Source organism: Rubritalea marina DSM 17716, from assembly GCF_000378105.1.
In the GTDB taxonomy this organism is placed as follows: Bacteria; Verrucomicrobiota; Verrucomicrobiia; order Verrucomicrobiales; family Akkermansiaceae; genus Rubritalea; species Rubritalea marina.
The window spans coordinates 1-20,874 of sequence record NZ_KB899267.1 but is presented as its reverse complement, the minus strand read 5'-3'; the positions used below and the strand labels follow the sequence as shown (position 1 = coordinate 20,874).

Here is a 20,874-nt window from a genome sequence, read left to right as displayed (position 1 = left end):
CTGGAGTTATTTTGAGTGAATTAGCAAAAAAAACAGTATTGTTGACTGGTTGTGCAGGCTTTATTGGTGCGCGCACCACGGAACTTTTCATAGAGGCTGGATTTAACGTTGTTGGAATAGACAACATGAATGATTATTATGATCTACGCCTCAAAGAGTATAGATTGTCCCGTCTCAAAGAGCTTGGAGGGTTTACCTTCGAGCATGTGGATATAGAAGACCGTCAGACTCTCTCCGAGGTGTTTGAACGTTACCCTATTTGCTATGTGGTGAATTTGGCGGCGCGCGCAGGAGTGCGTGCTAGCATTGTTGATCCATATGTCTACTTATCCACAAATACCCTAGGGTCACTTAATTTACTCGATTTAATGAATAGGCATGGAGTCAAAAAATATGTGATGGCATCCACATCCTCACTGTATGCTGGAGTACCCATGCCTTTCCTAGAGACGGCCGACGTACGTAAACCGCTCTCTCCTTATGCTTCCAGTAAACTAGGAGCGGAGACCATGGCCTATTCGTACCACCACCTTCACGGCTTGGAGGTTTCGGTGCTGCGTTACTTCACCGTCTACGGGCCGGCGGGTAGACCAGACATGAGTCCCTTTCGATTTACCGAATGGGTCAACCGTGGCGAAGCGATCTGTCTCTATGGCGATGGCGAGCAGACCCGTGACTTCACCTACATCGACGACATCGCCTTAGGCACGATTGCAGCCACAGAAAAATGCGCTGGCTACGAGATCTACAACATCGGCGGGGGTAACCAGCCGATCAGCATCAACACCATGATTGGCGAGATCGAGAAACACACGCGCAAGAAGGCCCAGATCGATTACCAGCCACAGAACAATGCCGACATGCAAGACACCTCGGCCAATATCGACAAAGCGATTAAGAAGCTCCAGTGGTCCCCTAAGGTTCACCCACTCGACGGTCTAGAGCGTACTGTGAACTGGCACCTTGAAAACCAAGGGTGGCTTGCCGATGTGAGGCTCTAAAGAGAGCGTGTGTTGATGAAAAATTTAATAAGAGATCTGCTGCAGTTGTTCCCTGCGAAAGCAGTACGAAAGTTTAGCTTACTTTTGGTGTTAATCATGGCCGCTTCTTTGGTCGAGGCGCTAGGGGTTGGCATCATTCCTCTGTTTGTGTTGGTGGTAATGTCGCCTTCTAAGCTCGCTGAGCACGAGCACTTTGGTTTCCTCTTTCATAAACTACCGGCGCAAGCGAGCCTAGAGCTTATCATCTGGGCATCCGCCATTTTACTCATCTTCATTGTGCTCAAGGGGCTGTTCCTTGCCTTTGTGTATTATGTGCAGGCACGGGTGGTGAATTTTCAGCGCGTGAGCTTGCAGTCGCGGATGTTCCGTATCTACCAGAAAGCACCCTACGATTGGCATCTGCAGCGCGGTTCTTCAGAGATCTTGAACAATGTACAGCGCGACACGCAACAGGTGGTGAATGGTTTGGTTTTACCTATGCTAGATCTTGTGATGGGGCTGTCGATGTGCCTATTTGTGGCTGTGGCGATCCTCATCGGCACCCCACCGGTGGCGATGCTTGGAGTCGCCATCCTTGGGGTCGGACTGGCCACTACCTTAAGGTTTTTTAAGAAAAAACTGCGCGCCACAGGCGATGTTCTGCGCCGTGAGAACACGCGAATGATCCAGGCAATTCAGCAAGGTTTTGGCGCGCTGGTTGATGCGCGGATTGTTGGCTGTGAAGCCTACCTTGCCCAGAGCTTCGACAATTCTGCACGCAAACAAGCGCAGGCCGAGACTAGGCGCCTCACCGTGATGCGTGTTAGCCCAGTGATCATTGAAACTTTGGCGATTACTTGCCTCTTGCTGGTCTCGGTGTTGTTGTTCGCCTTTGCGGACGATCCCAGCGAGGTGGCAGCACCGCTCTCCTTGCTCGCTGTCGCAGTGGTTCGGCTCAAGGCGCAGGCTGGGAGAATTGCCACTGCCATCAATACCATCAATGGCTCGCGATCCTATTTGCCTGGCATCCTCGAAGACCTGCAGCAGATTGAGCGATTCCAAGCCCAGCGGTCACCGCAGCAGAACCTAGAATGGCCAGAATTTGAGGCGCTGGAACTGCAGCAAGTCAGCTACCAATACCCGAACACCGAAACCGCCGTGGTACAGCAGCTCTCGCTGAGCCTGAAGCAAGGGGAGTCGATCGCCTTTGTCGGCGAGACTGGTTGCGGTAAATCAACCCTTGTCAACGTCATCCTCGGCCTGCTGCAGCCGCAGTCTGGTAGCGTCAGCGTCAATGGTCAGGATATCTATGCGAACCTCCACGCTTGGCGCAAGATGCTCGGCTACATCCCCCAGACCATCTTCCTCATCGATGACAGTATTCGCGCCAACATCGCCTTCGGCGTCCCAGCCAAGGAGGTCAATCAGACGAAACTGCAGGAGGTAATCGAGGCCGCTTGTCTGGCCGATTTTGTTGCCAGCCAAAGCGAGGGGCTCGACACCGAAATCGGCGAACGTGGGGTCCGCCTCTCCGGCGGCCAGCGCCAGCGCATCGGCATCGCCCGCGCCCTCTATTTCGAGCCCCAGCTCTTGATCCTCGACGAAGCCACCTCTGCCCTCGACAATGCAACCGAAATAAAAGTAATGCAGGCCATCGAGAATGCCAAAAAAAACCGTACCCTCATCATGATTGCCCATCGACTGACCAGTATCGAGAATTGTGACCGGGTGATCACTTTGAACAATGGAAGGGTCGTAGGATAAAAAAGAAAATGATTTTTTTTTTCAAACTATTGCGTAAACTTGTAAAATGTGTGCTGGCAGAGGACGCAACGAAGAGCCTTGCTGAGTTGTATCCCAAAGATAGTTTTGGGCGAGGTACATACTGTCGTGGCCTTCCTAAATTACGTATATTACGTTGGGACCCAGATGAAAAATTGATTGTGGGGAATTTTTGTTCCATTGCTGTTGATACAAAGATTTTTTTAGGTGGTAATCATCGACCCGAATGGGTGACCACCTATCCGTTTAACAAGTTCTGGAAAGAGGCTTCACATATTGAGGGCTCCCCTTTTTCAAAGGGTGATGTCATCATTGGGAATGATGTCTGGATTGGAAATGGTGCTGTCATTTTGTCTGGTGTTAAAATCAACGATGGGGCGGTGATTGGAGCAAGTGCTGTTGTGAGTATGGATGTCCCGCCATATGCAATAGTGGTAGGTAATCCGGCAAGGGTCGTGAAATTCCGATTTGATGACGACACGATCTTGAAGTTACTGGATTTAAAGTGGTGGGATTGGTCAGATGATCGCATCCTTCAGAAGGTCGACCTGCTGCAGTCAGGGGATGTTGAGAAGTTTTTGGATGAGGCGACGAAGGAGTAAAATAAAGCTGATATGAGAATTCTATGGAACACCTTGGGTGATCAAAACAAGGCAAGCTCGAGAGTGCGCGCCTATTGGATTGCGGAAGAACTCGAGAGGCATGGCGTGGAGTCGACGCTGGTTCAGACGCATAGCCGATTCGACTTGCTATTGCTGGCGCTGCGGCTTTTGTTCTACCGTGTGGTGGTCTTCCAAAAGTGTTACTCGCGCTGGCATGTGTTGTTGGCGCGCTGGGCGCGATTATTGGGCAAGATCGTCGTGTTCGATATTGATGATGCGCCATCACGCAACGAGAGCCCGGTGACACTCAGGAATTGTGCTGAGATCATGAAGCTGAGCCACTTGGTCTTGGCGGGGTGTCAAAAGCTGGTGGAATATGCCGCGCCCTACCAAGCGAATGTCCTGCTCCTGCCATCGACGGTGAAGATGGAGAATTATCGTGCAGCGACTGAAGTGGAAGCTCAGACAGAGGGCTACACTCTGGGCTGGATTGGCAATGGGGCGCATTATTGCGATGACCTGGTCGGTATCTTGGCTGAGCCATTGGCCGCCGTGGCGCAAAAGCAGCCGATCAAATTGAAGATTGTGGGGGCTTGTGGCCAAGAACGCCTCGCAGAGACATTCGGCAAGATCGATGGGCTCGAGCTGGAATTGGTTGACCAGATCGATTGGGCCTCGCCCACCGCCACCGCAGACGCGATGCGTGGGGTCGATGTTGGTCTCTATCCCTTGTTGGAAAACAACTTCAATCCCTACAAATGTGGTTTCAAGGCATTAGAATACATGGCGTTGGGGATTCCCGTGCTTGCGAGCCCGGTCTCAGTGAGTGCCGATATCGTGCGCCATGGGTTCGATGGCTATGTCTGTGCCAGTTCAAGCGATTGGGAGCTGGGCGTGATGGCTCTCTTAAACGACTCCGATCTCCGCAGCAGCCTAGGAGAGCAGGCGCGGCACAGGGTGGAGGGCACTTATTCAAGTAAGAGTGCGGCGGAGACATTGATACAACAACTGAGGCTAATCACATGATCAAAGTAGCATTTGGCTCGGTGCCCAAGGATGGGGGGACCTTCACCTTCTACCGCAACCAGCGCCCGAAGCTCTTGAAGCTCGGAGTGGCGATGCGCTGTGTCAGCGTGGGGCGGCGCGAGGCGCGTCTCATCGAGCCGGCCTACGTGGATGACGGCTGCGTGTTGCTCGCTGAGACTGAACGCGACTTGAAGAAGCAGGTGATGGCCTTTGCTGAGTGGTGCGAAGACGAGCAGATTGATATTGTGATTGGGGTGAATTCCGAGGCGATTTTGGCGTCATTGCCGCATTTGCCACAGCGGATCCGGGTGGTGTCGCGCTGTGCCAATGCCTTTGATGAGGGTTACCGCTACGGGACGGTCTGCCAAGAACGCTATGCGGCAATGGTGGCGCTGACGCCGCGCTTGCAGAAGGATTTGGTTGAGAACTACGGCGCCAAGCCAGACTTGTTCCGACTGATCCCGAACGGCATCGACATCGACCGCTTCCGTGAGGCGGCGGCACAAGTGCGCGGTGGTGGCGCGGTGTTGGAGTTGGGCTTTCTCGGGCGTCTGGAGCACAAACAAAAGGGCGTTTTGTACCTGCCTAAGATCGTGCAGCACTTGCAGCAAATGCAGGTGGCCTTCCGCCTACGCATCGCTGGCAAGGGGGTGCACGAGCCCGAGCTGCGCAAGGCGCTGAGTCAAGAGATCGCCAGTGGCCAAGTCGAATTGTTGGGCCAGCTGAACCCTGAGCAGATCCCCGCATTTTTGGCTTCGGTGGATGTCTACCTGTTCACCTCGCATTTCGAAGGCTGCCCGAATGCCTTGCTCGAGGCGATGGTGGCTGGCTGTGTGCCAGTCTCATGGGTGATCGAAGGGATCACCGACTTCCTGATTGAGGATGGCAAAACCGGGGCGCTGGTTCCCAGTGGCGATTGCGAGGGCTTTGCGCAGAAGGTTCAGCAGCTCGCGCAGGACCGTGGCGCACTGCGCACACTGCAAGAACAATTAGTGGATGAAGCGCAGCGTCGATTTGCCTCGGCAAAGACGGCGCAAGCCTACGCGGAGATGTTCCATCAGCTGATGGCGCAGGCGCCGCCAGCGTGGAGCCCTCGACCCTGGACTGAATTTGCCGTGCCTCTAGGGTTTAGCAAAAAAGAGCCGAGTGATAGTGTTCAATGGATTAAAATAGCTTTGAAGAAGTTTCTAAATTAAAGAATGAAAAGGAATCAAATAATTGATGTGGCAAAGTTTGTTGCAGTTGCAGGTGTTGTCTTCATTCATGTGGCTCCTTCGGAGGGATTAGCAGTATGCTTGACTCAGATAACTCTTCAGTTTGCGGTCCCTTTTTTTGTGATCACTTCCTTGTATTTTACTCTTAAAGGCAAAGTCATCTCATTTAAGCGCATACACTTCAAGAGGCTTTTATTGCCATATGTTTTATGGTCCATTGTATATATTGCTCTTAGGTTGATGAAGCACTCTGTCATAGAAGATGACAGATCTTGGGATGTTCTCGGGGTTGTTTTTTTCGGTAAAGCAGCAACAGGTCTATATTTTATTCCGATGTTGATTAGTTACCAAATCATATGCGTTTCTGTTATGAATGTGTTGCGATGGAGATCTAATGCTCCGATGTTTAATTTATTTTGCTTCATACTTGTCATTTTTTTTGTGTTTTTGAGTATTTCTTTGAAAGGTACAGATTACTTGGGATTTAATAACCTTATAATTATCAATGCATTGCTGTACGGGTTTTCCGCGAAGGTTGTAGATGTTTTTATTACGAGTAAAGAATACGTGCTGAATAGAAGAGTGGCTATTTTTTTGGGGTTATTGGTGATAATACTGCTGTGTTTAGCGAACACTTATATGATGGGATTACGTCTTTTTACTATCCCTCTAATGGCATCTTTGCTCTTGTCTCTTTGCCTCATTGCTAAAGAGATAGAAGTTCCTCCGAAGCTGCAAAAAATTGCAGCTTGTAGCTTCGGGGTGTATTTGACCCACACATGCTTTGATCAATTTTATGAGTTGCTGTATGTGAAGTTTTTAGGTGGCGTTTTGCCATATATGATAGTAGCCAAGCTGGTGATGTGGTTAGTCATTTTAATCTCCTCGACTGTATTTATTTATGTTTTACGGCAATACGGATGGGTCCGGAAATTTTTTATTGGAGAGAGTAGGTAACATGGGCCGAGTTCACCACATCATCAATAGTTACTCCCTCCATGCGGGGGGGGCAGAGCGTCTCGTGCGTGGCCTCCATCTTGGCCTGCGTCGGCAAGGCTTAGATTCTCGCTTGCTGGGGATCGAGCACCAAGCGGACCATGAGGAGGAGGCGGCGGTCTCGCTCGGCTTGCCGTCGGCAAAATCCTACAAGGCATTTGCCGGGGTACGCGCGTACCTGAAGCGAGAATGTGGTCCGCAGGACATCGTTCACGCGCATTTGTTTCCCTCAAACCTCTATGCAGGCTTGTTGCGAAAGCATTGCGGAGCTGCCATGGTGACCACCGAGCATAATACCCACAACCGCCGTAGAGGCACGCTGCTGGGGAGCATTATTGATCGCTTGATTTACCCCAAGTGTGAGCAGATCGTGTGCATCAGTGAGGGAACCCAGGGGGCCATGCTCCAATGGATGCCGCAGCTTGCTGCTAGGACGACGGTGATCACCAATGGGGTGGATTTGCCCTTCGCCCAGTACCTCAAGCTGGATTCAAACAAAGAAAGACCACTGATCGTGTCGGTGGGAAATCTGAGGGAACAAAAGAATTACCCCAAGGCGCTGGAAGCAATCGCATTGCTGGGGGATCTAGACTTTGAGTACCACATTGCCGGTGAGGGGGCAGATCGTAAGGCATTGGAGGCCTACATCAGCGCCCATGGCTTAGCTGGAAAAGTGCGTCTTTTGGGACACACTCAGGATGTTCCGCAATTGCTGCAACACGCGGATCTGTTTTTCATGCCTTCGATGTGGGAAGGCTTCGGGATGGCGGCGGTGGAGGCAATGAATGCGGGCTTGCCAGTCGTCGCCTCCGATATTGATGGCCTGGGTGAGGTTGTGGATGCTTCTTGTGCCAGCCTTTGCGACCCCTCAGATGCCTCAAGCATGGCGGGTGCCATCAGAAACTACTTGGAAAATCCAGGCTTGCGCAGTGCCCATGGCCGCGCCGGATTCCAGCGCTCGCTGGAGTTTTCTGAACAAGCGATGGTGGATGGCTATGTCGAACTTTATAGTGAAATGATTAAGGAGGTCTCTAAGAAATGACAGATATTATGGATGCTAAGGAAGAGAGCAGTGCTGGAAATGTGATTTATGTGTTGGGATTGCCCTACTCGGGTTCGACCTTGTTCGGATTGGCCTTAGGGCAACATTCAGCCATCCATACGATCGGTGAAATGAATAATATTGAGAGTGATTATAACCCTAAGACTCAGTGCTCTTGTGGTGAAAAACTTCAGGACTGCACGTTTTGGAACGGTATGAGGTCTTCCCTACAAAAGGATTCTGAAACCAAAGATATACTCAATCGCTGGGATTCTAGTGGCAATGCAGCAAGGCACATTATCGATAGAAGAGGAGGCTTGAGAAAGATTCTAGTGGTTTTAGGGATTCCGCTGCAATGGATTTATGGAAGACAGAACTGCGAAGAATATGAGCGGACCAACCTCAAATACTTCCGAGGCTTTCAGTCGTATTTACCAAGTGGGGACTATTGCCTTGATTTGTCGAAGTCGCCAGAGCGCTTAGAATTACTCGATGAATCGTTAGGCGCTAAAGTTAAAGTGATCTACGTAAAAAGAAGATTAAGAGATGTGTACGCTTCTATCCTCAAACGTCCAAAGCGAACCAGAAAGTATTACGGGCCAAAGGCGCTGCGCGAGGCACTCTGGCTATTTCTGAGGGCTAGGCATTGTGATAGAGTATTTGCAAGGATTTCAGATTCCAATAAAGCGGTAGTCAACCTGAGTGAATTTATTGACGATCCTAAAAAAGTGCTAAGTAATTTGGATCAATGGATGGGGCTAGATCCGGTGTCTCGTGATGGATTCTCCCCCCGGCATGTTGAATTGCGATCACAGCACGTATTTGTTGGGAATACTTGGGTAAAGAGGTCTCAGACAGGATCGGTGGAGATTCGTGAAAGTAAGGCTCGTACAGAATTGACCCGCTTCCAAGCTACGGTCTTTAGGCTCGTTTTGGGAGCTAGAGCGGAACAATGGCACAAACGATGAAATTACATCATGATCGAAGCTTGACGATTGAATACTACAGAACTGATAGGGATGATCCGCCTATGACTAGATACAATTTTCACTTTTCTCTATCAGGGCTGTTCTGGTAAGCTGAAGAGTTCAATAGGGTTTGACATTTAAGCTTTTAAAACTATTTAGGGAAGGGGTATGGATAAGGCATTGAAATGGTTGGGGGTGGCTTTATTCCTCTTATTTGCGGCACCCCGGATGAGTTTACGCTTGGGGCCTATCCCGATGTATTTCATCGACGGCTTGTGGGTGCTCGCTTGGTTCTATGCTATGAAACTGCCGAAGCTGCCGCGGACATCGCCAATGAGCAAGTGGGTGCTGGGCTTGATGCTGGTGGCCTTTCTCAGTGAACTGCATGGGGCCATGTACATCCATGACATAGCCCGCCCAGTGTACACGATTTTTCGTACAATTCTAGCGATGTCATTGTTTTTCTTGGTGCCGCGGTTGGTGCGCAACAAAGAAGCGGCCATCTATCTGTTCAAGTGGATCGCGGCAGGGATGCTCGTAAGCGCTGTGCTGATGCTATTGTCCTCACTGCCTCCGACGCGAGGACTGGCTCGGATAGTTTTTGAATTGCCGCTGCTAGATCCAGCTGGTGAAGGGAGATACATGACAAGACAGATTGATGCTGAGAGCGCGATAAGAGGTAAGTCCTTGATCGGGGTGTCCATTTTAACGGGGTTCTTCGTGAATGCGGCATGGCCAATGGTGTTGTTTTTGCGTGAGAAATCGCGGGTGTCGCTGTCGCTGACTTGGCGCTTGGTGATCACGGCTGGTTGTGTACTCGCTCCCTTGGGAGTCCTTGCCTCCTACTCGCGAGGTGCGATTCTTGGCTGGCTGGCAGTGGTGGCTGGCGCCTTACTCTTCACCAAGTCCAAATCCCTCAAGTCGGGGGTGCTGGTGGGGGGGATGTTTTTGCTGGTTTTGGTGTGGGTGATGGGAACCGATTCCAAGATGTTCTTTTTCGATCGTCTGGAAAACCGCACTGCGGCGATGTTTGATGCCCCGCTGGACGATGCGCGTGAGGCGGGCAGAGTCTATGCCTACCTGCATCCATTTATCTACGTTGGCCAGCACCCGGTGACTGCATTCATTGGCACCGGCAATGCCAAAGACAGCATGGCATCGGTGCCGATGCACCCAATCTTTAAAACCGGGGCTGACCATGCAGTCTTTGCACAGGCCACTTACAGTTATGGTATGTTCTCCGCCGTTGCCTATTGTGCCCTGCTGGGGACGGCTTTGCTGCACGCCTTCAAGTACATCCGCCAGACGAGCTTCACTGGGATGTATGCTCAGACCTTATTTTTGTCCTTGGTGGGGGTGGTGCCTTGGTTCATGCTAGGCCACGCAGCGGTGTCCCAGCCGCGCGGGGCGATGCTGTTCTTCGTGTTGCTGGGTTTTGTCCACGTGCTCTCGGCCTGGGGGACCAGAGACGCCAAATCTTAAGAAACAAGCGCAAGGTGAAGAAAACGGTAGTCATCTTATTGTCCGACAAACGCTCGGGCTCGACCATGTTCGAGCGCGAGCTGTGCAAGCATTCGGCGATCCAGAATGTGGCGTATTGTCCGCATACCTTCAATGAAACCCACCACTGGCTCAAGGGAGCGGTGATCACCGAGATTCCGGGTACGCTGTTTGCTGGCGAAGAGGTCTATCGAAACTATGGATCGAAGCACAATGCACGGGCTTACCTAGAGGATGGAATCAAGGGCAATGTGCCTGATTTTGCGCTGCCTGAAGACGCCAAGCAATTGGTGTTTCGCGGATGGGATGCTCTATGTGAGAAGTATGCGCAGCCCGTGTTTTTTGAAAAGTCGCCGCAGCATCTGGCGCATTGGGCGGCACTTTCTTTGATGCTGGAATGGGCGCAACAGTGTGACTGTCAGGTGAAGTTCATTGGTCTGGTGCGCAACCCGCTGGGGGTAATGTATTCCGCCCAGCAATTGTTCGGTACTAATCCAGAAACACGCCAGTATGGTTGGCTGAACATCCAAAAGAACCTCTTGGCCTTCAGGCAGATGCTCGATCCAGGGCAATACCATGAAGTAGGCTACGAGGCATTGACCGAGCATCCGGTGGAGGAATTCACCAAGGTCTGCCAGTTCATCGGTATCGACTACGAGCCTGCCATCGGCGCGAGCGTGCACGGCAATTCCCTGAAGAAGGCGATCGAGGACCCCGCGTTTGGCCTGCAATTGGCGACACCCGTGCGCCAGATCGCCAAGCAATTCGGCTTCCGCGATGAGGACCTGCGCAATGACACCTTCGATCCAGATTGGGCACAGCAACATGTCGGCCCATCTGCTTTTGCTCAGCTCCTGCAGCGGCTCCGTAATAGAGTGCTGAAGCCAATCAAACTTAAATACTTTTCACGCTAGCATGGCTGAGACGAGAGCAACGAAAGCAAGCTTAGGCATTGTCGCCATCAGCTACAATGAAGAGAAGGATATGCCCGGGTTCTTGGCTAATTTTCTCCCTTGGGTGGACGAGATTGTCATTGTGGATGATGGATCGTCTGACCAGACGGAAGCCTTGGCTCTAGGTGGAGGTGAGAAGGTGAAGTTCCTTAGATCACCCAGGAAAGCTGGAGAATATTACGCAGACCAGCGCAATAAGGGAATCGATGCCTCTAGTGCCGATTGGATCTTGCATCTAGATATCGATGAACGAGCCACACCAGCATTCGCTCAGGAAGTTTTGAGGGCGATTTTCCGTGCAGAATGTGAAGCATTTTACTACCGACGTGAAAACTATTTTTTGAATCGTCCGATGCGCGGTGGTGGCTGGGCAGATTGGAACCAGGTGCATCTCGCCAAGCGTGAGGTCTTGAGGTTTTCAGGCATGTTCCACGAGAATGTGGAGCTACTTTGTGCCAGCGAAAAAGTGGGGCAATTGACGCAGAGAATTCTCCACATCAATGATGATGACTATGCAGAAAGGCTTCAAAAGAGTACGAACTACCAAACGGAAGTGGTGCAGGATGTTCGAAACAATGAAGGTCAGATGAATTCTTGGCTGATCCTGAGAGCATTTGTGCGTGAATTTCTAATCAAGTATTTTTATAAGCGTGGCTACAGAGATGGTACAGCGGGACTGATCTGGGCCTTCCATGCGGCTGCGGCCGCTTTCCGCGCTAGAGCATTGGTTTGGGATACACAAAATCGGATTTCCAGAGAGGCGCTAGAGGCGGAGATTCAAAGTCAATGGGAGGAGGTGGATTGTGAGTGATCGTGAAACTAAGCATATTTTATTTCACCGCAGCACACCGTGGCATGCAGCCATTGAGTGCAGTACCAAGATATACGCGAAAAAGTTCAGCCAGAGAGGCTATTCGGTGAGCTACCTACAAGATCTCACCAATATTTTCCATCGATTGATCCGAAAAGGGTACTATGAGGTGTTCCGTGAGGGATCACGAATGGATCATAAGGTTTGGGTGATGGCTCCCTTCTCGCTTTTACCGCGCTTGAAGTTCTTGAAGTTTATAAATGATTGGGTCTTGAGGAATTGTTATCTCATGTGCCTACCGAGTATCAAGAGCCTAGTACGGCTTGGTCATGGCCGCGATCCGGATGTGATATGGACGACTGCTCCAGGTAGTTCATCGTTAAAAACACTATTTCCTGATGCAAAGTTGATCTTCCATGTGGTCGACTACTATCCAGCATTTCGGGGCGACATCATCAAGCAGACGGAGAGAATAGACTATCAACGAGCAGATCACGTGTTTTCGATTGGGAATGCCGTGACAAAGTATCTCGTGGAAGAACTTGAGGTGCCTGAATCAAAAATCACCACATTGGGGCAAGGTGTGAGCCTAGAGAAGTATCAAGATTTTCCGGTGAGCCGCAGATTGAATCCGTCTAAGGGAATTACCGCTGTATACGTGGGGGTTGTCGATAAGTTAGATCAAGAGCTCTTAGCGGCAGTGGCTAATAAGCTATTGGGTTTTGGTGGAGAATTGGTAGTTGTTGGGCCTGAGGCCGAATGGGCTAGTCAATTTCGAGAGAAGCATCACAATGTCGAATTTGTGGGGGCGAAGCCACCCGAAGAAGTGCTGCATTACCTACGAGAGGCTGACTTAGGCATCATGGTCTATGATCGGAGCAAACAGCAGGTGTATCGAGGGCAAAACCCGCTTAAACTCTATGAATATGCGGCTGCTGGTTTACCTGTCGTCTCCACAGATCACGATGAATATGAGCAATTACAACCTCCCGTTGTTGTTGTGGAGAACTCGATGGAAGTAGAGCTTGCCATTGAAAAGATTGTGGAGAATTACGAAGAGATGAGTCGAGCGATGAAAGAATTTGCTAGCACCAGATCGTGGGATCGTTGTGTAGACTTGGCTGAGAGAGAATTTAAGAAAAAGGTGAGGCAGCCAAAGTGAATATCACCTACTTTTCAAACCAATTTGCCTCGAAGAATGGGCATGGGATCGCCCGCTACGCGCATGAGCTGTACGAGGCGATGGAGGAGCTGCCGAATGGCCCGCGCTTGGTGCCCGTGGCGGCCTGGAGCAACCGTGCCGCAGAGGACCTGCAGCAGCTGCAAGCCGAGACCTCACTAGAAATCTTGCCGCTGGGGCAAAAGCTCACCCCCTTGCTGTGGAATTTTCTCCATTGGCCGAGGATCGAGACCTGGTTGCAGCATCGCTCCGATCTCCTGCATGCAGTCTCTTTAGGTTACCCGATCGCCACCAAGCTACCCTACATTGTCACGGTGCACGACATCGGCCCACTCACCCACCCAGAATACTTTCAAGGATCACCACCGTGGATCATGCAGAATAGCCTCGATCAAGCGGTACAGCAGGCTGTGGCAATGATCTGTGTGTCGCAGGCCACCGCCGATGAGTTGCTGGACTACGGCCACAGCCACTACGGGGTCGATCTCTCGGATAGAATTCACGTGGTGCACGAAGGGGTGGGGCAAGAGTTTTTCGCTGCGCCAGATCCCGCTTGCTTGGAGTCGCTGCAGGGATTGCCCTCAGCCGAACTGCCGATCATCCTCAGTGCTGGGAAAATTAGCCCGCGCAAAAATGTCCAAGGGGTGCTGAAAGCACTGGCCGAACTCAAAGATGAAATCCCGCATCACCTCGTGACCGTGGGGGGGGACGGCTGGGACTTTGAGCAGGTGAAAGAGCTGGTCACCGAATATGGGCTGGAAGACCGAGTGCACTTCTTGGGCTTTGTCAGTGATGAACAGCTGCGGGCACTCTATCGAAGGGCCTCAGTCTATGTCCATGCTTCCTTGTTCGAAGGCTTTGGCTTGACCGTTCTGGAAGCAATGGCTTCGACCTGCCCGGTGGTCACTTCCAACATTTCATCCCTTCCCGAAGTCGCCGGTGACGCCGCAGCCTTGGTCGATCCTCACCAAGCGCATTCGATCGCCGAGGGGATCAGATCCCTTTGCCTCGACCTTAAGCTGTCCGAGGAGATGAAGCACATGGGGCTGCTGCGTGCTAAGCAATTCAGCTGGCGCAAGTGCGCCGAAGAAGTGGCAGATGTCTACCAATCCTGTAGCAATGGATAGCGCCACGCATTAGAGCATTTAGCAGAGCATGAGTCAGTCCAAGAAACACATCCTATTCTCCGTCAATTCCTCATGGAATGTCATCAACTTCCGCAGTGGTTTGATCCAAGGTTTTGTCGCTGCGGGTTACCGGGTGACGGTGGTGGCGCCGAAGGATGACTACAGCGCCCGCATCGAGCCATTGGGTGCCGACTATGTCGAGTTGCCGATGAGGCAACAGGGGACTTCGATGCTGCAGGATGGCATGCTGATGCTGCACTACCTGCAGGTGCTGCGCAAGCTGAAGCCAGACTTTTACCTAGGCTACACGATCAAGCCGAATATATACGGTTCACTTGCGGCGCATTGCTATGGTGTGCCAGTGCTGAATAATGTGGCCGGTCTGGGTAATGTCTTCGTGCGCGGCGGCTGGATCCAAAACCTCGCCAAATTCCTCTACAAACTGGCGCTGCGCCGCTCGCGGACGGTATTCTTTCAAAACCCAGACGATCGCCAGCTGTTTCTGGAGCAAGGAATGGTTTCTCATGCTCAAGCAGGACTCCTGCCGGGCTCAGGGGTGGACTTGAACAGGTTCCAACGCACCGCGTATTCGGCGCGAGATGGTGCCGAGATGGAGTTTCTTTTTGTCGGCCGCTTGCTCAAAGACAAAGGCTTGCTCGATCTGGTGGAGGCCACGCGCATGGTGAAACGTGAATACCCTAAGATCAGGGTCTCGCTCCTTGGCTTTGTGGGAGTGGCGAACCCTAGTGCGGTAAGCCTCGCGGAAGTCCAGCAATGGCAAAGTGAAGGGTTGCTGCACTATGAGGGATCAAGTGACGATGTGCGCCCCTTCCTGCGCCATGCCGATTGTCTGGTGCTACCCAGTGCCTACCGCGAGGGGACACCGCGCTCATTGATCGAAGCTGGAGCGATTGGCCTGCCACTCATCACCACCAACATGCCAGGCTGCCGAGAAATCGTCGATCACGGTTACAACGGTTTACTTTGTGAAGCTAAAAATCCACAGAGCCTTGCCGACGTCATGCTGGACATGATCCGTATGCCACTTACTGAGCGCAAGCAAATGGCAGCGAACAGTCGAGACAAAGTGGAACAAGAATACGACGAGAAGATTGTACTAAAAAAGTATTTGGAAGTGCTTCTAGGCCTTTAGCCCCCTCTTTGATGGGGCGTGATATTACGGTGATTACATGACGCTAGCATACAAGAAAGTCAGGAAGTTCTATTGGTTATGTTGTATAATTGGGCATGAAGATTGATGTATTTGACAAATACGCTGTTAACAAGTAGCCACCTTTTTATGAATAAACACGCCCTCGATGAGGATTTGCACCCTATATTGTTATTTGATGACGAATGCAATTTTTGCAATGCTTGGGTGAGGTTTGTCATTAAGAGTGAACAAAAACCGCTTATACGATTTGCTCCTCTCGGCTCGCAATTGGCGGTATCGTTAGTTCCTGCTCCTTTACGCGAGATTGATTCTATTATATTTATAGATCAAGACGGATCGATCTATCAAGAAGCTGATGCCGTCATCCAAATAGCTCAGTTTCTTAAGCGATCATACCGTTGGATCTATGGAATCAAATTGTTGCCGCGATCGCTGAGGGGGCTGGGGTATAGAATAATCGCCAAAGTTCGTCGTAAAATTCCAGTATCTAAGGATGTCTGTGCAATTCCTAGTATGGAGCTTAGGCAGCGTATGCTAGTAGATGCTGATACGAGCGAGTTTGCACCAGAAAATCATGATCAGTTAGAGAATCTGCCTAGGCCGAAGCGATACAACATGGTCATCGTAGTTTTATCCATTTTGGTGTTCCTCGGTTCAATCATTCCTGGTAGAGGGGTCTTGTATCCTTTTGTTAAATTTCCAATGTATGGATACTCGAAAGATTCTTCCGAAATGTTCAAGACGATATCCACATTTGAGATTCTTCTAGAAGGAGGTGAGGTAGTTCCTACCAAATTTACAAGTTATAACTTTGGCTACACCAATGATGTGTTTTCTAAAGAAATTTTAAGGCCGTCAATCAATGGTGATCAAGAAGCTTTAGAGGTTCTTGTTCCATTGCTTCAACAAAGAGTCAATGAAGTGGTTGTCGGTATTCGAGCTACGAGTACGCGGGTGGATTTAAACCATGTCCCTCCACGCATCGTGTTGGTTGATGTCACGGATAATAAACTGGAGGAGAGTAAATGAGCAACAAGACAAAATCTATACCTGCATCGATCAAGAGGCTATGGGATTGTATATGGTTTCAAGGGCAGAATGCTTATGACCTCGGTATTGCTCGTGCATTGGGCTGTCTTCTGATCCTGATGTTTGCCTTACCGCCATTGGAGCTCACCATCGCTCTGGATGCCGTGAATGGAACTGCCAGCACTGAGCGACCCGCAGTCTTTTTACTTAGAATGCTCGTGGGTGACTACGCAACGCACTCTAGTATTTGGTTGAGTGTCCATTGGATTACCGTCATTTCTGGCATCTTTTCAGTCCTTGGTTTAGGAACAAAAGTATCGATTCGTATTTTTGCGATTGGCTACCTGCTCCTGGTTTCACACATGTGGTCTTTCGGGGAACTTCATCACCCTAGGATTGCGCCAGTTTGGTTCCTTCTCGTACTATTCTTTGCTCCATGCGGTGATTGCTTCTCTCTTGATGCATTCATCAGAAACAGAGGGGCGAATTCTTCTAAGCAACTGTTATCCGAGCCACAATCGTACGCGTGGGCTGGAAACTTATTTCTGGCATTAATTGCATACGCTTATTCCTACTCCGGGTTATGGAAGCTCTTATATCAAGGTGGTGTCGAGTGGATGAATGGCTTAACTAGCCGATACTATTTGTTTGTTGACGATGTTTCCTATATGTGTTCGCCCGACAGGAACTCGATCTACTATTGGCTCTACGACTCCTTGCCCGCATTAAGGCTAACTGGTATCGTAACCATTGCTTTTGAAGTTTTTTTCCCCATTGCTCTGTTTTTCCGCCCACTACGGATGCCGTTTCTTTTCATAGCCTTTGCGTTTCACGCTGGTAATTACGCACTTCGTGGCGAAAATGGAATATTTTTACTCTACCCCATTTTGGCTATGTTACTGATTACTCGTTTTGATGTTTCGCCGTCAGCTGTCGTTAATAAAACTCGTAAGCACTCTAGCTCGTCTAATGAAAGCCTATAGTAACCAAGTTACTGCACTGTCATTAGTGTAAATAATCAAGCGACATTGAAGCGTCACACCAATAATCACCACCTCTGCTGTATTGGGCTGTAAGTTATTATAACTTTAGGTATTGGGAGTGGTCTCATAGAAGAACAGGAGTAAGTTATGGATCGATATCGAGTAGAGATTGATGGGTTAAGGGGGATTTCGGTACTTGCCGTGCTACTTTTTCATGTAGGCGGTATATTACCAGGGGGCTTTGTAGGTGTGGATATCTTTTTTGTGATTTCAGGGTATTTGATTATGTCGATTATTCTGAGGGATCTGCAGAATGGTACGTTTTCAATACAAGAGTTTTGGGTGAGAAGAATTAGACGCATCGCTCCTGCTGCGTTGGTTATGTGCTTAGTGACAGTTTTGATAGGCTATTTTATCCTTTTGCCTAAAGACTACTTTAGCCTTCTGCGGTCATTGACCTGCCATTCCGTGATGATGGCAAATTGGTATTTCAACCGGAATAGTGATTACTTTTCAGATGGTGCAGAATTGAAGCCTTTGTTGCATACATGGTCGCTATCGGTAGAAGAACAATTCTATGTGGTGCTCCCAGTCTTAATGATGCTTGTATATAGATATCGAGCCAATTGGATGCGACTGCTGTTAACGTTAGCCTTTGTGATCTCACTTTCACTGGCAGTTGTATGTGTCCATACCAAGACGTCGGATACGTTTTTTTTGTTGCCCTATAGGGCTTGGGAAATGCTGGCAGGTGCATTGCTGGCAGTGTATCCGATTTTCAAAAAGGAATTGCCCCGTGTGCTCGCAGAAGTGATGGGATGGGTTGGCATCGCAATGATTTTGATTCCAGTGTTGACCTATGACAAACAAACAAACTTCCCGGGAATGGCTGCGCTTCCACCAGTGTTCGGCGCATGCCTATTCATTTGGTCAAATAATCATTATCTGAACGGCGCTGGTAAAATACTGCAGAGGAAACCCTTGGTCTTTGTTGGCCTTATCTCATATTCATTGTATCTGTGGCATTGGCCTATTATATCTTATTGTAACCATCTTTTTGTGGCATATGAACCATGGTTGATGGCCATTCAAATCACACTTGCATTTATATTTGGTTACATCTCATGGAAGTACGTGGAAACTCCTTTTAGAGCAGGCTTTATATCAGGTAACAAACCTTTGATCTACTTCGGTACTCTGGCCACCGTGTTGATGTTGGTGATTTCAGTTGGGCTATGGAAGTGGACGCAGCCATATATTCTGAACAAACCTCGCTACAATGTGTTGATAGATGATGTAGTAGGTGGAGGATGGAGTTCTGATCCATATGGTTTGAGTGGGAGGCATATTGGGAGTAGCTTTGACAAAGTTGATTTCATTGTTTGGGGCGATAGTCACGCGATGGCTTTAGCTCCAAAGTTGAGCGATTGGGCAAAGAGTGCTTCAATTTCAGGCCGCCTCTATGCAAACAGTGGAAGGGTACCAGTGACTGGATTGTGGGCAAACCAAGATAGGTTGAAGCGAGACGAAGAGCTGAGGAGAAGCCATGTAGTATGTCAGGCAATTATCGATTCCGGATGCCAGCATCTTATGCTGATATCTAGATGGTCTAATAAAGTGCAAGGTTTTAATGAGATTGATCAGGATCGACATACTGCTGCCGAAGAGATAGAAAACTACTTGAGTGATTATCGAACCGATTCGTATACTAAAGAACAAAGTGGAGAGGTTTTACGACGCAATTTTGTATCCATGGTCGAGAAATTTCATAATGCAGGTGTGAAGGTGTGGATTCTGAAGCAGGTACCGGAAACCGAGTACCTCAATGGAGCCCGTGACTTTTTAAAGATGCAAGCATATCCGTGCCTTAACCCGATACAGCAACGTTTCGTGCAATCTGAGGCGGCTTACGATCAACGTCAGAATGCCGTAGAAAAAATCTATCAAAGTCTCCAGCCATACAATGTGGAATTGATTGACGTGAAACCCTTGTTCTATTCGTCTGGTGAACCTGCTTCTATTTTCGCTCAGCGCTCTTACTACCGTGATGATGACCACCTCACCAAGGCTGGGGTAGAGCGATTTTTAGAAGTCCCTCTGACCCGCTTTCTTGAGAGGGTTAAGTGTGACTCAAAACAAGGCAAGTAATTACTAATTTTGGAGCTTCACTCCCAAGTGTTGTGAATGAGTTAGCGCCTACAGAGAGTGGCTGGATGGATAGAAACCCGTTGGGATTTCTGCTCTCTACTGAAACAAGCGACGCTTATCGATTATTCCTCATACCACTTCGTGATTCAAAAGAGCCACTAGACGGAGATGCTCCCTGCAAAATAAAGGCTCGATAAAGGAGCAATGCTAGTATCGTGACTGCAGAGAAACGTCTATTTTGCAGGGAGCAACCCGTAGTTATTCTCCATCCGCGTAGCGCTTACTTAAAACATTAGAGAAAAATCTATTGTCTCTTTTGGAACTCGATTTGGTATTAGTTCCCTTTAAAGGATTCGAAGGTTTGGGCGGTGATATTCTCAAAAGTGAAGCCTATCCAGAGCTTTAGATGGCGTGTGATATTTGTGATAAGGAGCAACTGCTACGCTGTAGTGCTGGCGGAGATGTGATTATCAACTTAGCTGCTGAGCATAGGGACGCTGTCATTGTATTACGAGGTGAATGTGACTGGCTCTGAAGTCCAGCCGAGGCAAGCGTATCATGTTCACTAGTTCTGTTGCTATTTATGGGTTCCCTTGTAAGTGTAAGCTTCCCCTGAACTGAGACATTTCTAAAGTAGAGGTTTTCGTTCATAAAGAAGCAAAATGAAACGAAGCAAATACAGTGAGACTCAGATCGTCTCCATCTTAAAGGAAGCCGATGCAGGAATAAAAGTAAGCGACGTATGTCGCAAGCATGGGATTAGCCAGCCAACTTATTACAAGTGGAAGAGCAAATACGGAGGGTTAGGTGTCTCCGAGCTTAAGCGAATCAAGGAGCTAGAAGCTGAACATAGTCGTCTTAAGCGCATGTATGCTGATCTAGCTATGGTGAACAATGCGCTTAAATCGTTGATTGAAAAAAAGCTCTGAAGCCAGTCGAAAAGAAAGAAGCAGTCGACTGGCTTGTGCTTGAAGGAGGACTAACCAAGTCCAAAGCTTGCCAAGCTCTTCAGCTATCTCGTTCTAGTTTTTACCGAGGAGTTACAGATCGCTTACGACGTGATAAGCCAGTCATCGACAGGCTTAATAGTGTTGTAAGTAAACATAGCCGATGGGGATTCTGGAAGTGCTACCACTGGATGAGGCAGCATGGTGATAGCTACAACCACAAGAAGGTCTGGAGAGTCTATAAGGATCTAGGCCTCAATCTTCCAAGACGCAAAAAGAAGCGTCTTCCACAGAGAGTGCAGCAACCTTTGAATGTCTCGTCAGAGCCACATGTAATGTGGTCGATGGACTTCATGAGTGACAGCCTCTATCATGGAAGGAGATTTCGAACACTTAATGTGATAGATGAAGG

The 20,874-nt window shown here is 49.4% G+C and carries 17 protein-coding genes and 1 pseudogene; all 18 read left to right on the top strand.

Annotated elements, in window-relative coordinates; all coding sequences use genetic code 11:
• Positions 1-11 precede the first annotated feature (11 nt).
• A complete protein-coding gene (locus F454_RS0112855) occupies positions 12-1,001 on the top strand; it encodes an NAD-dependent epimerase/dehydratase family protein (RefSeq protein WP_026292898.1) in 990 nt (329 codons plus the stop codon).
• Between the two features lie 15 nt (positions 1,002-1,016).
• On the top strand, positions 1,017-2,744 hold the full coding sequence (locus F454_RS0112850; RefSeq protein ID WP_083913033.1) for an ABC transporter ATP-binding protein: 1,728 nt from the start codon (positions 1,017-1,019) through the stop codon (positions 2,742-2,744).
• An 8-nt stretch (positions 2,745-2,752) separates the two neighbouring features.
• Positions 2,753-3,364 (top strand): CatB-related O-acetyltransferase, encoded by a 612-nt coding sequence (locus F454_RS16715; protein WP_018971065.1) that lies wholly within the window; start codon positions 2,753-2,755, stop codon positions 3,362-3,364.
• 12 nt (positions 3,365-3,376) lie between these two features.
• Entirely contained in the window at positions 3,377-4,390 is a 1,014-nt protein-coding gene (locus F454_RS0112840; RefSeq protein ID WP_018971064.1) for a glycosyltransferase, read from the top strand.
• A complete protein-coding gene (locus tag F454_RS0112835) occupies positions 4,387-5,586 on the top strand; it encodes a glycosyltransferase family 4 protein (protein ID WP_018971063.1) in 1,200 nt (399 codons plus the stop codon). Before F454_RS0112840 ends, F454_RS0112835 begins: the two co-directional genes overlap by 4 nt.
• Before the next feature lie 3 nt (positions 5,587-5,589).
• Positions 5,590-6,561 (top strand): acyltransferase family protein, encoded by a 972-nt coding sequence (locus F454_RS0112830; RefSeq protein ID WP_018971062.1) that lies wholly within the window; start codon positions 5,590-5,592, stop codon positions 6,559-6,561.
• Position 6,562: 1 nt separating this feature from the next.
• Positions 6,563-7,642, top strand: a complete 1,080-nt coding sequence (locus F454_RS0112825; RefSeq protein ID WP_018971061.1) for a glycosyltransferase family 4 protein — start codon at positions 6,563-6,565, stop codon at positions 7,640-7,642.
• A gap of 8 nt (positions 7,643-7,650) precedes the next feature.
• On the top strand, positions 7,651-8,610 hold the full coding sequence (locus tag F454_RS0112820; protein ID WP_156817284.1) for a sulfotransferase: 960 nt from the start codon (positions 7,651-7,653) through the stop codon (positions 8,608-8,610).
• Between the two features lie 168 nt (positions 8,611-8,778).
• Positions 8,779-10,092, top strand: a complete 1,314-nt coding sequence (locus F454_RS0112815; RefSeq protein WP_018971059.1) for an O-antigen ligase family protein — start codon at positions 8,779-8,781, stop codon at positions 10,090-10,092.
• 14 nt (positions 10,093-10,106) lie between these two features.
• Positions 10,107-11,024 carry a sulfotransferase family protein gene (locus tag F454_RS0112810; protein ID WP_018971058.1) on the top strand — a complete coding sequence of 306 codons (918 nt, stop codon included), beginning with the start codon at positions 10,107-10,109 and terminating at the stop codon, positions 11,022-11,024.
• A 1-nt stretch (position 11,025) separates the two neighbouring features.
• The gene (locus F454_RS0112805; RefSeq protein WP_018971057.1) at positions 11,026-11,874 is read left to right on the top strand and encodes a glycosyltransferase family 2 protein; all 849 of its coding nucleotides are present in this window, start codon (positions 11,026-11,028) and stop codon (positions 11,872-11,874) included.
• The gene (locus tag F454_RS0112800) at positions 11,867-13,036 is read left to right on the top strand and encodes a glycosyltransferase family 4 protein (RefSeq protein WP_018971056.1); all 1,170 of its coding nucleotides are present in this window, start codon (positions 11,867-11,869) and stop codon (positions 13,034-13,036) included. The genes F454_RS0112805 and F454_RS0112800 overlap by 8 nt, the downstream gene beginning before the upstream one ends.
• A complete protein-coding gene (locus F454_RS15975; RefSeq protein ID WP_018971055.1) occupies positions 13,033-14,181 on the top strand; it encodes a glycosyltransferase family 4 protein in 1,149 nt (382 codons plus the stop codon). Before F454_RS0112800 ends, F454_RS15975 begins: the two co-directional genes overlap by 4 nt.
• 28 nt (positions 14,182-14,209) lie before the next feature.
• Positions 14,210-15,334, top strand: a complete 1,125-nt coding sequence (locus F454_RS0112790) for a glycosyltransferase family 4 protein (protein ID WP_018971054.1) — start codon at positions 14,210-14,212, stop codon at positions 15,332-15,334.
• Between the two features lie 147 nt (positions 15,335-15,481).
• A complete protein-coding gene (locus F454_RS0112785; protein WP_018971053.1) occupies positions 15,482-16,384 on the top strand; it encodes a thiol-disulfide oxidoreductase DCC family protein in 903 nt (300 codons plus the stop codon).
• Positions 16,381-17,367 (top strand): HTTM domain-containing protein, encoded by a 987-nt coding sequence (locus F454_RS0112780; RefSeq protein WP_018971052.1) that lies wholly within the window; start codon positions 16,381-16,383, stop codon positions 17,365-17,367. The genes F454_RS0112785 and F454_RS0112780 overlap by 4 nt, the downstream gene beginning before the upstream one ends.
• A 147-nt stretch (positions 17,368-17,514) precedes the next feature.
• Complete coding sequence (locus tag F454_RS15215) at positions 17,515-19,515, top strand: acyltransferase family protein (RefSeq protein ID WP_018971051.1); 2,001 nt, start codon at positions 17,515-17,517, stop codon at positions 19,513-19,515.
• 662 nt (positions 19,516-20,177) lie between these two features.
• Positions 20,178-20,874, top strand: a pseudogene (locus F454_RS16680) (transposase); the annotation flags it as partial.

What these genes read in the sequence shown, in the direction of transcription:
- F454_RS0112850 (WP_083913033.1), top strand. Translation starts at nt 1,017, where the DNA reads ATGAAAAATTTAATAAGAGATCTGCTGCAGTTGTTCCCTGCGAAAGCA.
- F454_RS16715 (WP_018971065.1), top strand. Translation starts at nt 2,753, where the DNA reads ATGATTTTTTTTTTCAAACTATTGCGTAAACTTGTAAAATGTGTGCTG.
- F454_RS0112840 (WP_018971064.1), top strand. Translation starts at nt 3,377, where the DNA reads ATGAGAATTCTATGGAACACCTTGGGTGATCAAAACAAGGCAAGCTCG.
- F454_RS0112835 (WP_018971063.1), top strand. Translation starts at nt 4,387, where the DNA reads ATGATCAAAGTAGCATTTGGCTCGGTGCCCAAGGATGGGGGGACCTTC.
- F454_RS0112830 (WP_018971062.1), top strand. Translation starts at nt 5,590, where the DNA reads ATGAAAAGGAATCAAATAATTGATGTGGCAAAGTTTGTTGCAGTTGCA.
- F454_RS0112825 (WP_018971061.1), top strand. Translation starts at nt 6,563, where the DNA reads ATGGGCCGAGTTCACCACATCATCAATAGTTACTCCCTCCATGCGGGG.
- F454_RS0112820 (WP_156817284.1), top strand. Translation starts at nt 7,651, where the DNA reads ATGGATGCTAAGGAAGAGAGCAGTGCTGGAAATGTGATTTATGTGTTG.
- F454_RS0112815 (WP_018971059.1), top strand. Translation starts at nt 8,779, where the DNA reads ATGGATAAGGCATTGAAATGGTTGGGGGTGGCTTTATTCCTCTTATTT.
- F454_RS0112805 (WP_018971057.1), top strand. Translation starts at nt 11,026, where the DNA reads ATGGCTGAGACGAGAGCAACGAAAGCAAGCTTAGGCATTGTCGCCATC.
- F454_RS0112790 (WP_018971054.1), top strand. Translation starts at nt 14,210, where the DNA reads ATGAGTCAGTCCAAGAAACACATCCTATTCTCCGTCAATTCCTCATGG.
- F454_RS0112785 (WP_018971053.1), top strand. Translation starts at nt 15,482, where the DNA reads ATGAATAAACACGCCCTCGATGAGGATTTGCACCCTATATTGTTATTT.
- F454_RS0112780 (WP_018971052.1), top strand. Translation starts at nt 16,381, where the DNA reads ATGAGCAACAAGACAAAATCTATACCTGCATCGATCAAGAGGCTATGG.
- F454_RS15215 (WP_018971051.1), top strand. Translation starts at nt 17,515, where the DNA reads ATGGATCGATATCGAGTAGAGATTGATGGGTTAAGGGGGATTTCGGTA.